At 66.6% G+C, this 12436-nt stretch carries 15 protein-coding genes; 6 read left to right on the forward strand and 9 right to left on the reverse strand.

Annotation, left to right across the window (positions count from 1 at the left end):
• Positions 1-11 precede the first annotated feature (11 nt).
• The 3 genes from rimI to tsaD are packed head-to-tail and all read left to right on the forward strand — an operon-like array spanning position 12 to position 2061.
• Positions 12-461, forward strand: coding sequence for a ribosomal protein S18-alanine N-acetyltransferase (gene rimI, locus I2C21_RS08085; RefSeq protein WP_186963708.1), 450 nt, complete (start codon positions 12-14; stop codon positions 459-461).
• Positions 458-1054: a GNAT family N-acetyltransferase gene (locus tag I2C21_RS08090; protein ID WP_195278971.1), complete on the forward strand. Its 597-nt coding sequence runs from the start codon at positions 458-460 to the stop codon at positions 1052-1054. The genes rimI and I2C21_RS08090 overlap by 4 nt, the downstream gene beginning before the upstream one ends.
• Positions 1051-2061, forward strand: coding sequence for a tRNA (adenosine(37)-N6)-threonylcarbamoyltransferase complex transferase subunit TsaD (gene tsaD / locus I2C21_RS08095; RefSeq protein WP_195278972.1), 1011 nt, complete (start codon positions 1051-1053; stop codon positions 2059-2061). The genes I2C21_RS08090 and tsaD overlap by 4 nt, the downstream gene beginning before the upstream one ends.
• Positions 2062-2335: 274 nt before the next feature.
• On the opposite strand, the gene I2C21_RS08100 is transcribed toward tsaD, so the two are convergent.
• The gene (locus tag I2C21_RS08100; RefSeq protein WP_101692873.1) at positions 2336-2641 is read right to left on the reverse strand and encodes a hypothetical protein; all 306 of its coding nucleotides are present in this window, start codon (positions 2639-2641) and stop codon (positions 2336-2338) included.
• A gap of 173 nt (positions 2642-2814) precedes the next feature.
• Here I2C21_RS08100 and I2C21_RS08105 point away from each other — a divergent pair, with 173 nt between their 5' ends.
• The 3 genes from I2C21_RS08105 (at position 2815) to rbr (ending at position 4385) form a co-directional block, all read left to right on the forward strand.
• Positions 2815-3198 (forward strand): Fur family transcriptional regulator, encoded by a 384-nt coding sequence (locus tag I2C21_RS08105; RefSeq protein WP_195278973.1) that lies wholly within the window; start codon positions 2815-2817, stop codon positions 3196-3198.
• Positions 3199-3356: 158 nt separating this feature from the next.
• A complete protein-coding gene (locus I2C21_RS08110) occupies positions 3357-3743 on the forward strand; it encodes a desulfoferrodoxin family protein (RefSeq protein WP_101692875.1) in 387 nt (128 codons plus the stop codon).
• A 108-nt stretch (positions 3744-3851) separates the two neighbouring features.
• Entirely contained in the window at positions 3852-4385 is a 534-nt protein-coding gene (gene rbr, locus I2C21_RS08115) for a rubrerythrin (RefSeq protein ID WP_101692876.1), read from the forward strand.
• A gap of 48 nt (positions 4386-4433) precedes the next feature.
• Here the strand turns inward: rbr and I2C21_RS08120 are convergent, their stop codons facing one another.
• The 8 genes from I2C21_RS08120 to larE all read right to left on the reverse strand — a co-directional run bounded on the left by I2C21_RS08120 (position 4434) and on the right by larE (position 12307).
• Entirely contained in the window at positions 4434-5039 is a 606-nt protein-coding gene (locus I2C21_RS08120; RefSeq protein ID WP_186963704.1) for an ABC transporter ATP-binding protein, read from the reverse strand.
• The gene (locus I2C21_RS08125) at positions 5036-5971 is read right to left on the reverse strand and encodes an ABC transporter ATP-binding protein (RefSeq protein ID WP_195278974.1); all 936 of its coding nucleotides are present in this window, start codon (positions 5969-5971) and stop codon (positions 5036-5038) included. Before I2C21_RS08125 ends, I2C21_RS08120 begins: the two co-directional genes overlap by 4 nt.
• A gap of 17 nt (positions 5972-5988) precedes the next feature.
• Positions 5989-6810: an ABC transporter permease gene (locus I2C21_RS08130; RefSeq protein WP_101692878.1), complete on the reverse strand. Its 822-nt coding sequence runs from the start codon at positions 6808-6810 to the stop codon at positions 5989-5991.
• Positions 6807-7760: an ABC transporter permease gene (locus I2C21_RS08135; RefSeq protein WP_195278995.1), complete on the reverse strand. Its 954-nt coding sequence runs from the start codon at positions 7758-7760 to the stop codon at positions 6807-6809. Before I2C21_RS08135 ends, I2C21_RS08130 begins: the two co-directional genes overlap by 4 nt.
• Before the next feature lie 79 nt (positions 7761-7839).
• The gene (locus I2C21_RS08140) at positions 7840-9453 is read right to left on the reverse strand and encodes an ABC transporter substrate-binding protein (RefSeq protein ID WP_195278975.1); all 1614 of its coding nucleotides are present in this window, start codon (positions 9451-9453) and stop codon (positions 7840-7842) included.
• Between the two features lie 14 nt (positions 9454-9467).
• Positions 9468-10772 (reverse strand): nickel pincer cofactor biosynthesis protein LarC, encoded by a 1305-nt coding sequence (larC, locus tag I2C21_RS08145; RefSeq protein WP_195278976.1) that lies wholly within the window; start codon positions 10770-10772, stop codon positions 9468-9470.
• A 1-nt stretch (position 10773) separates the two neighbouring features.
• A complete protein-coding gene (gene larB / locus I2C21_RS08150) occupies positions 10774-11538 on the reverse strand; it encodes a nickel pincer cofactor biosynthesis protein LarB (protein ID WP_101692881.1) in 765 nt (254 codons plus the stop codon).
• A gap of 13 nt (positions 11539-11551) precedes the next feature.
• A complete protein-coding gene (larE, locus tag I2C21_RS08155) occupies positions 11552-12307 on the reverse strand; it encodes an ATP-dependent sacrificial sulfur transferase LarE (protein WP_195278977.1) in 756 nt (251 codons plus the stop codon).
• Between the last annotated feature and the right edge of the window lie 129 nt (positions 12308-12436).

The following is a 12436-nucleotide window of genomic DNA, read 5'->3' on the forward strand; positions in this document are numbered from 1 at the left end:
AGCGGATCACCATGAATTACCAACTGGTCCCCATGGACCGGAGCCATCTGGAGGGCATCGCGGAGCTGGAGCGGACCTGTTTTTCCCACCCCTGGAGCGTGGATATGCTGGCCGAGGAGCTCTACAACGAGACGGCCTCCTTCCTGGTGGCCGAGGGGGAGGACGGCAGCGTCCTGGGCTACGCGGGGCTCCATGTGGTGCTGGACGAGGGCTATATCGACAACGTGGCGGTGGACCCGGCCTACCGGCGGCAGGGGATCGCCGACGCCCTCATCGACACCTTTGTCCGGTTCGGCGCGGCCAAGCTGGCCTTCCTCACCCTGGAGGTGCGGGCGGGCAATGCCCCCGCCATCGCCCTCTACGAGAAGCACGGCTTCTACGAGGTGGGCCGCCGGAAGGACTACTACGACGACCCGAAGGAGGACGCCATCCTCATGACCCGGGAGTGGGACCGGGCATGATGGAGCTGGATATGCGCGTCCTCTCCCGGCAGCAGATGCGGCGCATCTACCGCTGGGAGATGCAGGAGGCCTTTCCCCGGGTGGAATTGAAGCCCCTGTGGACCATCCTGCGCCTGATGGAGCGGGGCGAGTACGACGCCCTGGGCTTCTACCGGGGGGAGGAGCTGGTGGGATACGCCCTCCTGCGCCTGGGGGAGCGCTTTGTGCTCCTGGACTATCTGGCCGCCTGCCAGGGAAAGCGGGGCGGGGGCGTGGGAAGCGCCATGCTGGGGCAGCTCCAGCGGCGCTACGCCGCCACGGCCGGCCTATTGGCCGAAGTGGAGGCCCTGGAGGAAGATCTCTCCCCGGAGGAGGGGGAGAAGCGCCGCCGCCGTCTGGCCTTCTATACCCGAAACGGCTTTTTTGACCTCAAGTACCAGGCCGACATCTTCCGGGTGCGGTATGCCATGCTGGGCTGGTCGGCCTCCGGGTCCATGGACACCGGGGAGGCCATGGAGGCCCACCGGGCCCTCTACCGCCTGGGGACGCTGCTGCCCCTCTACCGGCGCTATGTACACATCCCCATCCAAGAGAAAGAAGGAACGAAACCATGATTATTCTGGCTGTGGAGTCCTCCTGTGACGAGACCGCCGTGGCCGTGGTGCGGGACGGGCGGACGGTGCTCTCCGACGCCATCGCCTCCCAGGCCGATATGCACGCCACCTACGGGGGCGTGGTCCCGGAGATCGCCTCCCGCAAGCATGTGGAGGCCATCGCCGCCCTGGCCGACCGGGCCCTGCAAGAGGCCGGGATCGGAAAGCAGGACATCGACGCGGTGGCGGTCACCTACGCCCCCGGCCTCATCGGCGCGGTGCTGGTGGGGGTGAACTTTGCCAAGTCGGTGGCCTACGCCCTGAAAAAACCCCTCATCGGGGTACACCACGTGCGGGGCCACATTGCGGCCAACTACATCACCCATCCCGATCTGGAGCCCCCCTTTGTGTGCCTGTGCGTTTCCGGGGGCAACACCATGATCGTGGACGTGAAGAGCTATACCGAGATGGAAATTTTGGGGGCCACCCGGGACGACGCGGCGGGGGAGTGCTTTGACAAGGCGGCCCGGGTCCTGGGGATCGGCTACCCCGGCGGGGCCCCCATGGACAAGCTGGCCCAGGGGGGAGACGATACCCGCTACGACCTGCCCCGGGCCCATGTGGCGGGGGCCGAGCTGGACATGTCCTTCTCCGGGCTCAAGACGGCGGTGGTCAACCTGGTCCACAACGCCAACCAGAAGGGGGAGGCGCTGGATCTGCCCGGCCTGGCGGCCTCCTTCGGCGCGGCGGTGAGCGACACCCTGGTGCCCCGCACCATGGCGGCCGCCCGGAAGTGCGGCTACGGCAAGATCGCCATTGCCGGCGGCGTGGCGGCCAACTCCCGGCTGCGGGCCGACCTGGAGCGGGCCTGCGCCAAGAGCGGGGACAAGCTCTATCTCCCGGCCCTCTCCCTGTGCGGGGACAACGGGGCCATGATCGGCTGCCAGGGCTACTATGAGTATCTGGCCGGAAAGCGGGACAGGATGGACCTGAACGCCTACGCCACCCGGGATATCAGTAAAGGCTAAAGCGCGCTGCGCTTCTCAAACATGCAAGCATGTTTGAGAGAGGGATGCAGTCCGCGCGCGCACTCGCTGCCGCTCGCACACTTGCGGCCTGAGCAGTGTTTTTTCCGAGGCACATGTCCTCGGAAAAAACGATTTGATTTCATTCCGCCGTCTGCGGACGGCGGAACTCTGCGAGGCATCCCACGCCAAAAACAGGCGCATATCGTTGGATACATGGAAAAAGAGGGCCGGTTCCCATGGCGGGAGCCGGTCCTCTCTATGCAAAGGGGCGGGGTCATTGGACGGCATTTTTGATGCCGTCGCCCACATCCCGGGCGGCGTTGCTCACTCCGTTGCCCACATCCCGGGCCGCGTCGCCCACGCCGTCGGCCGCGCCCCGGACCACATCGCCCGCGCCGTCCAGCACACCCTTGGCCGCGTCCCCGGCGCCGTCGATGGCGTCCTGGACCGGGTGGTCGGAGTTGGTGGGCGCCATGGTGGGCGTAGGCGTGGGGGAGGACATGGGCTCCGTGCCGGAACAGCCCGCCAGCCCCATACCGATCACAAGGGTAAGCGCAAGGATACAGAAAATCCGTTTCATGGGATAGCCTCCTCAATGGTTTCAAATACTTGAGATGTGCATCTGACGCTAGTCTGCGCAAAACCGGGGACATTCATACCGGAAGTTTTTCAAAATTAGGGCTTGCCAAACGGCGCAACATCTGCTATATTAATAACAGTAATAATTACTGATTTAAAGAAAGGAGACGGTCGATGAAAGGAAAACGCTATTCCAGACAACGTGAACTGATCTATGAGGCCCTGATGGGGACCACCGAGCATCCCACCGCCGAGATGATCTATCAGTGGCTGAAACCGGAAAATCCAAACCTGAGCCTGGGGACCGTCTACCGGAATCTGAATCTGATGGCAGATGAGGGAAGGATCACCCGCATGGCCTTCCCCGTGGAGCGATATGACGCAAATACCAAGTTCCATCCCCATTTTCAGTGCGACCGGTGCGGAGGGGTCTATGACATGGACCTGCCCTACCGGGCGGATCTGGACGAGGAGGCCCTGGCCCACAGCGAGCACCAGGTCACAAGACATGAGCTGCTCTTCCACGGGATCTGCGCCCAGTGCAAGACCCTCCACTGAGTCCCCGTATCCCTTGTAGTTTGCCCGTTAAAATGTTACGATTGGAGAAGCTGAGAGAAAAGATTTGACCATTATCCCTTGTAGTTTGCCCGTTAAAATGTTACAATTGGAGAAGCTGAGAGAAAAGATTTGACCATTTTATTAAGGAGGATTTTATCATGGAAATGAAGTTGTACCGCTGCGCCCACTGCGGCAACATCGTGTTCAAGGTCGTCGACAAGGGCGTGCCCGTGGTCTGCTGCGGCGAGCCCATGCAGGAGCTGGTCCCCAACACCACCGACGGCGCCCTGGAGAAGCACGTCCCCGTGGTGGAGAAGACCGCCCACGGCAGCGGCTATTCCGTCACCGTGAAGGTGGGCTCCGTGACCCATCCCATGCTGCCGGAGCACTATATCAATCTGATCGCGGCCGTGTCCGGCGACACCGTGACCTTCCGCTTCCCCCAGCCCGGGGACGAGCCCGAGCTCAAGACCTTCACCCGGAACGAGAAGGTGGAGGCCTATGAGTACTGCAACCTGCACGGCTTCTGGAAGGGCGAAGGCTAACGCCCAGCGGGCCGAACCCGTTCGGCCCGCTTCTCAAAAATGCAAGCTTTGACCGCCTGTGATCGGATCTAAATTTTGAATCAAAGAATAGAAAGGAAGGACAGAACTATGGAACTGAAGGGCAGCAAGACCGAGGCCAATCTGTGGAAGGCATTTGCCGGAGAGAGCATGGCCCGCAACAAGTATACCTACTTTGCCAGCAAGGCCAAGAAAGAGGGCTTTGAGCAGATCGCAGCCATCTTTGAAGAGACCGCCGGCAATGAGAAGGAGCATGCCAAGCTCTGGTTCAAGGAGCTGGGCGAGCTGGGCGATACGGCCGCCAACCTGAAGTCCGCCGCCGCCGGCGAGAACGAGGAATGGACCCAGATGTACCGTGAGATGGCCGAGACCGCCAAGGAAGAGGGTTTTGAGCGCCTGGCCTTCCTGTTCGAGGGCGTGGGCAAGATCGAGAAGGAGCACGAGGAGCGCTACCTGGCTCTCCTGAAGAACCTGGAAGAGGGCGCCGTGTTCCAGAAGGGCGACGTCTACGTCTGGAAGTGCCGCAACTGCGGCCACCTGCACGTGAGCAAGGAGGCCCCCGAGGTCTGCCCCGTGTGCGCCCATCCCCGCGCCTATTTCGAGCTCCAGTGCAAGAATTACTAATCGCTTGAATCAGCAAAAAGCCTCCCGAACTATGTTCGGGAGGCTTTTTTATGTCAGTGGGTGGATGCGGGTGCAAAGCCGCTCCAGCAGGAGGGTGTTGTGGCTGACGATGACCAATCCCAGCTCTCGCTGCCGGGCCTCTTCCAGGAGGAAGTCCCAGATCTGGGCCTGGGTGATGAGATCCAGCATGGCGGTGATCTCGTCACACAGGAGGTAGCGCACCCCCTCCCGCAGGGCCCGGGCGATGCAGAAGCGCTGAAGCTCCCCGCCGGAGAGCTCCAGGGGATAGCGCTCCAGCCAGGCGGGCTGGATGTGCAGGGCATCCAGCAGGCGGTCCTCCACCGGTCCCGCCTCATAGAGGGTCTCGCCCAGGCGGAGGAGGGGATCCACCGCCGTCTCCGGGTGCTGCCAGATCATCTGCACCGGGCAGAAGCCTTTGTAGGAGGAGAGGGGGCGGCCGTCCAGCAGGACCTCCCCCCGGTCGGGCCGCTCATAGCCGGAGAGGAGCTTGCACAGGGTGGTCTTGCCCCGGCCGCTGGGGGCGGAGAGCCCCACACGCTCGCCGGGCTCCACCGCGAGGGAGACCCCCTCCAGCACGCTCCCCCGGCTCCGGCGGGGATAGCGGAAGGTGAGATCTTTGGCTTCCAGACTCATTCCATCACCTCCCCGGGGAACGTACAGCGGACCATGCCGCCCCGGAAGGAGCGGTAGGCCGGATGGGTCTCCTGACAGTCCTCCCGGCAGCGGGGACAGCGGGGGGCGAAGCGGCACCCGGTTGGTATCTCGCCGGGGGCGGGCTGGCTGCCCGGGATGGGCCGGAAGCCGTTCTGGGGGAGGGCCGCCCAGAGCGCCCGGGTATAGGGGTGGCGCAGGCCCCCCGGCGTGGTGAAGTCTGCGGCGGCGGCCTCCTCCACCGTCTCGCCGGCGTAGAGGACGGCCACCCGGTCGGCGATGGTGAGGGCCAGCTCCAGATCGTGGGTGATGAGAAGGACCCCGGCCCCGCCGTCGGCCAGCTCCCGGAAGTGGCCCAGGATGCGCCCGGCGGCCCGGGCGTCCAGGCCGGGGGTGGGCTCGTCGGCGATGACCAGGCGGGGGGACTCCATCACGGCGGTGGAGATGAGCACCCGCCGGGCCATGCCGCCCGAGAGCTCAAAGGGATAGCGCTCCTCCGTGTCGGGGGGGAGGCCGTAGCGGGAGAGAACGGCCCGGCAGGCTTCCCGGACGCGCCCCTCCCGCCGCCCCTTGCAGATCTGGGGCCCCACCTTCATCAGGGGGTCCAGATAGGTCACGCCCTGGGGGACCAGCACGATCTCCGTCCCCCGCAGGGCGGCGGTCCGGGCGGGGGTGAGGGGCTCCCCCCGGTAGCGGATGACTCCCTCCCGGGCGCTGTTGGCGGGGAGGATGTCCAGAAGGGCGTGGGCCAGCAGGCTCTTGCCCGAGCCGCTGGAGCCCACCACCGCCACCACCTGCCCCGGCGCGATGGACAGGGACAGGTCGTGGATCACCGGGAGGGTGCGCTGGTGGGCGCCCCGGTCGTATTGCCGGAAGGAGATGGAGAGTCCTTCCACGTCCAGGATCGGTTCCATGGCGGAACCTCCTTTCCTCATTGATGGGCGCTGGCGGGGTGGAGCAGGCGGCGCACACCCTCCCCCAGCGCGGCGAAGAGCAGCACCACCAGCACCAGGGACAGCCCCGGGAAGAGGGCCAGCCACCATTTCCCGGTGGTGAGGTAGCGCATGCTCTCGGACAGGATCACCCCGATGGCGGGCTGCTCCGGCGAGAGGCCGAACCCCAGGAAGGTCACGCTGGCCTCGTGGAGGATGGCGTGGGGGAACTGGAGGATGAGCCCGGTGAGGAACTGGGGCAGCAGATGGGGGAGCATGTGCCGCCGGATGATCCGGCCCCGGGGCACGCCCAGGCGCTCGGCGGCGCGGACATAGGTGGTCTGGCGCAGCTGGAGGACCTCCCCCCGGATGACCCGGGCCAGGGAGGGCCAGTGGCTCAGGGAGACACCGGCCACCACCCCCACAAAGCCCCGTCCGAAGGCCAGGGAGATGAGCATGACCAGCAGGATATGGGGGATGCCCAGAAAGAGGTCGATGCACCAGGAGATCACGGCGTCGGCCCGGCGGCCCAGGGCGGCGGTCACCCCCAGAAGGACCGAGAGGAGGGCGCTCACCACCGCGGTGAGAAGGCCGATGCGGATGCTCAGGGAGAGGCCGGTGAGGGTGCGCGCCAGCATGTCCCGGCCCATCCAGTCGGTGCCGAACCAGTGGCCGGGACCGGGAGCGAGCTGCTTGTTTGCAAAGTCGGTCTCCATGGCCAGGGGCTGGAACAAGAGCCCGGCCACGGTGACGGCGCACAGGAGAAGGGCGGCGCAGCCCAGCAGGGCCAGGGTGCGCTTGCGCTGATTCCAACGGCTCATGAGTGACGGGCCACCCCCCTTCGGATGCGGGGGTCCACCGCGCCGTAGAGGAGGTCTGCGCTCAGACTCCCCAGAAAGACGATGGCGGCGGTGACCACGGTGATGCCCAGCAGGAGGGGCAGATCGCTCCCCAGGCCCGCCGTGACGGCGGCCTGCCCCAGACCGGGGTAGGAGAAGACCTGCTCCACCAGCACCGAGCCCCCGATGATCTCACTGATGGAGGTGAACTGGAGGGTGATGGCGGGCAGCAGGATGTTGCGCAGGCCATGGCGCAGCAGGATGGCCCGTCCCGACTCCCCCCGGGCCCGGGCGAAAAGGACATAGTCGGAATCCAGCACGTCCACCACCTTCTCCCGGGTGTGCAGGGCGATGTTGGCCACCCCCGTGATGCTCAGGGTCACGGCGGGGAGGATGGCGTGGGAGAGCAGGTCCTGCCAGGTGACCTGGGAGGCCTCCATCCCGATGGGGACGGCCAGCCCGATGGGGAGCCAGCCCAGCCACACCGAAAAGATCATCAGCAGCAGCAGGGCCAGCCAGAAGGCGGGTGTGCTGGAGATGACCAGGCAGTACCCCCGGATGAGCCGGTCGGGCAGCCGCCCCCGGGTGGCCCCGGCCAGCAGGCCCAGGGTCACCCCCAGGACGCCGGACAGGACCCAGGCCGTGACCATCAGACCCAGGGAGCTCACAAGGCGCTGTCCGATGACCTCCATGACGGGCTGGCGGTAGAGCAGGGAGGTGCCGAAGTCCAGCCGGAGGGCGTCGGACAGCCAGCCCAGATAGCGCTGGGGGAGGGGCTCGTTGACCCCCCAGTACTCCTCGAGGCGCTGGATCTGCTCCTCACTCATGGAGCCCAGGGCGGCCTGGCCCACGTTGGTCTGGAGGGGGTCCAGAGGGGAGAGGGACATGAGCAGAAAGGCCACCAGGCTCACGCCCAGCAGGAGCAGCGCCATGCGCAGGAGTTTTTTGCCCGCAAATTGCAGACGGTGTTTCACACAAAGGCCTCCTCTTGCAGCGGCAGAACGCCGGGGATCAGGACCAGCTCCACTGGTCCACGTTGTTCACGATGGACCAGCCGTGGCCGTGGGGGTGGATCTTCTGCTCGGCCACCTGGAGCCCCTCCCGGACCCAGTAGAGGTGATCCACGTTGACCAGCCACACCCAGGGGGTGTCGCCCTCCTGGGTGACGCCGGTGGAGCCGTCCCACTGGGCCTTCTGCCAGAGCTCGTAGGAGGTCTCCAGGTCGGTGCACTGGAGGGCCTGGTCCATGTAGGAGTCCACGGCGGCGTTGGCGTAGGGGGAGTACCCGGCAAGACCGGTGTCCGCCGACGTGTGGTAGATGTTGTAGAGCTCCATGGGGGTGTGGGCGCCCCAGCCCCAGATGAGGGGCTCGGACTGGGCCCGGTCATAGGCGGTGTCCCAGCCCACCCCCTCGATGGAGGTGGAGATGCCCAGCTCCTGGAGCTGCTGGGCGAAGTCGGCGCACAGGGCCTGGCGGACCGAGTCGCTGCTGGGATAGAGCAGGTGGAGCTCGGCCTTCACGCCGTTCCGTTCCCGGATGCCGTCGCTGCCCAGGGTCCAGCCGGCCTCGTCCAGCAGCGCGGCGGCCGCCTCGGGGTCGTACTCCACCTGGGAGGCGGGGTTGTACCAGGGGAGCTGGTCACACACGCTGTACGCCGGGGTGCCGTAGCCGTTGAGGACGTTCTCGATCATCTCCTCCCGGTCGATGCCGATGTTGATGGCCCGCCGGACGAGGACGTCAGAGGTGAAGTCGTTGCCGATGGCCTGGCCCTGGGCGTCGGTCCCGGCGGGGACGGCGGGGAGGTTGAAGCCCCGGTTGTCCACGGTGCGGTAGGCCGTGAGGGAATACCCCGCCACACTCTGGTCGGAGTAGGTGGCCGAGGTGTAGGCCAGGTCCACCTGTCCGGCCTGGACGGCCAGGAAGGCGGCGTCCTCCTCCAGGAAGAGGATGGTGAAGCGGCGGATGGTGGGAGCCTCGCCGTAATAGTCGGGGTTGGCCTCCAGGATGATCTGCTGGCCCTTGTCCCACTGCTTGAGGACGTAGCGGCCCGAGCCGATGGGATTCTGGCCGTAGGTGGCGCTGTCATAGGCGTGCTCCGGCACGATGCCCACCACCGCCATGGTGTAGGGCCAGATGGAGAAGGGGGTGTTCATGTGGAAGGCCACGGTGGTCTCGTCCACCGCCTCGGCCCGGTCCAGCATGGTGAAGTCGTTGACCGAGCTGGACTCCTTCACGGTGTTGTAGGTGAAGGCCACGTCCTCGGCGGTGAGGGCCTCCCCGTCGGTGAAGCGGGCGTCGTCCCGGATGGTGACCGTCCAGGTGAGGCCGTCATCGCTGACCGAGTAGCCGGTGGCCAGGTCGTAGCCGATGGTGAGGTCGGGCTTGGTGACGGTGAGGGTGCTCTGGATGAGGGGTTCATGGACGTGCTCCCCGGCGCCCCAGCCGAAGGCGGGGTCGAAGCCGGCGGCCGGCTCGGAGTTGGTGTCCATGGCGATGACCACCGAGTCCTTCCCGGCGGACGAGGCGGGCGTGGGGGAGGGGGAAGCCGTCCCCTGACAGCCCGTGAGGATGCCCGCCCCCAGGGCGGCGGTGAGGAGCAGGGAGAGAAGGGATTTCTTGGACATAAGGACCTCCTGGATCAGACGTGGCGGAGGATGTCCCGGGCCATCTCCTCCAGGGAGACCCCGCGGCTGCGGGCCAGGGCGGCCACATCCTCGTATTCGGGCTTGACGTGGGTCACGCCGTATCCCTGGGCGGTCTTGACCCGGACCGCGCCCCAGGGGGTCTCCGCCTCCCGGACCGAGGGGGTGAGGAAGTACTTCCCGCACCGGCGGGCGCGCAGGCCGTTGGTGGTGGTGAGGGAGAGGATGTGCCGGGCCAGGTCCCCCTCCTGCTCGGGGGCGCACAGGACGGTGAGCACCTGGCCGCTGCGGCCCTTCTTCATGGTCCCGGGCAGGGTGTACACATCCAGGGCGCCCAGCTCCAGCAGGCGGGCGCAGGCGAAGGAGAGGGACTCGGCGGTCATGTCGTCGATGTTGCACACCAGCTCCACGATCTCGCCGTTGGCCTCCTCGGCGCTCTCGCCCCAGAAGGCCCGGACGCAGTTGGCCTGCTCAAAGACCTTGGTGCCGATGCCGTAGCCCACCTTCTGGGTGCACATCACGGGCATGGGGCCGAAGGAGTCGGCAAAATGGGCCAGAAGGGCGGCCCCGGTGGGGGTGCACAGCTCGCCCTGGACCGCCCCGCCGTAGGTGGGGACCCCGGCGAGAAGGGCGGCGGTGGCGGGCGCGGGGACGGGCATGATGCCGTGGGCGCAGCGGACGGTACCGCTGCCCACGTGGATGGGGGAGACCACGATGCGCTCGGGCCGGAGCAGGTGGAGGGCATAGCACACGCCCGTCACATCGGCCACGGCGTCCAGCGCGCCCACCTCGTGGTAGTGGACGTCGCCCACCGGGCAGCCGTGGGCCTGGGCCTCGGCCCGGGCGATGGCATCATAGACCCCGCGGGCGTGGTCCTTCACCTCCTGGGGGAGGGGCAGATGGTCGATGAGATGGGCGATGGCGCCGGGGGTGGCGTGGTGGTGATCGTGGCCGTGGTCATGGTCATGGTCGTGGTGGTGATCGTGCTCATGGTCATGGTCATGGTGATGGTCATGCTCATGGTCATGCTCATGCTCATGGTCATGCTCATGGTCGTGGTGATGGTCATGGTGATGATCGTGACCATCGGTCCCCTCCTCGACACCGTGGACGGTCACATGCATGTGGGTGCCCGCGATGCCCGAGGTGACGCCCCGCTCGGCCTCCAGGTGCACGCCGGGGAGGGGCAGGTGGTTCATGGTGTCCAGGAAGGCCTCTTTGTCCTCCAGGAGCTCATAGAGGGCGGAGAGCAGCATATCGCCGGCCGCGCCCATATTGCATTCCAGATACAGTGTTTTCATCTCAGGATTCCTCCAAACCTTCCATTTGATTGATCATACTGGCCAGATACCCGGCCCCGAAGCCGTTGTCGATGTTGACCACGCTGGTGCCCGACGCGCAGGAGTTGAGCATGGAGAGCAGGGCGGAGAGTCCCCCGAAGCTGGCCCCATACCCCACGCTGGTGGGGACGGCGATGACGGGACAGTCCACCAGACCGCCCACCACGGAGGCGAGGGCCCCCTCCATCCCGGCCACGGCCACCACGCAGCGGGCGCTCATGAGCACGTCCAGGCGAGAGAGCAGGCGGTGGAGCCCCGCCACCCCCACGTCGTAGAGCCGGGTGACCTGGTTGCCCATGGCCTCGGCGGTGAGGGCGGCCTCCTCGGCCACCGGCATGTCGCTGGTGCCGCCGGTGGCCACCACGATGTTGCCCAGAGAGGTCCGGGGACCGGGGAAGGCGATGCCCAGCCGGGGAGAGGGGTGGTACTCCAGGGGGAGGGCGTCGGCCACCTGCCGGGCGGCGTCGGCCTCCATGCGGGTGATGAGGATGTTGCGGCAGCCCCGCTCCCCCATGGCGGAGGCGATGCCGATGATCTGCTCCGGCGTCTTGCCGGCGCCGTAGAGGACCTCAGCCGCCCCCTGGCGGATGTTGCGGTGGAAGTCCACCTTGGCATACCCCAGGTCCTCAAAGGGGGACTGCTTGAATTCCAGCAGGGCCTGCTCCGGGGAGGTGTCCCCGGAGGCTACCGAGCGCAGGAGCTGTAAGATCTCATGCTTGTTGTCCATAAAAACTCCTTTCTCAGCGGGAGGGGGTGCGTGCGTCCAGATCCAGCAGCACCGCGGAGAAGTGGGGGGCAAGCTGCTTCAGGATCTCCTCCCGGCGCTTGAGGAGGCCCTCCATCTGCCCGGCCGGGATCTGAATACGGGCGGCATCCCCCGCCAGACGCACCCGGAAGTCGGAGAAGCCCAGGGCGAAGAGGGCGTCCTCCGCCCGCTCCACCCGCTCCAGATCGGCGGCGGTGATGGGGGTGCCGGTGGGAATGCGGGTGGCCAGACAGGCATAGGCGGGCTTGTCCCAGGTGAAGAGTCCGGCCTCCCGGGAGCGGGCGCGGACCTCTTCCTTGGTCAGGCCGCACTCCCGCAGGGGGGAGCGGACCTCCAGCTCCCGCAGGGCCCGCATGCCGGGCCGGTCGCCGGCGTCGTCCGAGGCGTTGGTGCCGTCCAGGAGCAGGGTGTGGCCGTCGGCGCGGGCCCGCTGCCAGAGCAGGGAGAAGAGGGAGCGCTTGCAGTGGTAGCAGCGGTCGGGGCCGTTGGCCGCGGCCTCGGGGACGGCGAGAACATCGGTCTCGATGACCGTCATGGGCACGCCCAGCTCCTGGGCCAGCCGGCGGGCGTCCTCCCGCTCAAAGGCGGGTTGGAAGGCGGTGCTCACATAGTAGGCGTGCACGTCGCAGCCGTAGGCCCGGGCGGCCCAGAGCAGAAAGGCGGAGTCCACGCCGCCCGAGAAGGCGACGGCGGCTCTGGGGTGGTCGTGGAAGAATTGTTCCAGTGTCATAGAGTCTCCTTTCACAGAAAAAGAAGGTATCTGTCCTCCTTCCGGGGGACAGATACCTTCCTGGTATCGACAATCGTAGAATACGCGGGGACGGAGGTCCGGGAGGGCTGCGGCGGCTTCTGCCGATCT

The sequence above is a fragment of the Clostridium sp. J1101437_171009_A5 genome, assembly GCF_015547905.1.
GTDB classification, from domain to species: Bacteria; Bacillota; Clostridia; order Oscillospirales; family Oscillospiraceae; genus Pseudoflavonifractor_A; species Pseudoflavonifractor_A gallinarum.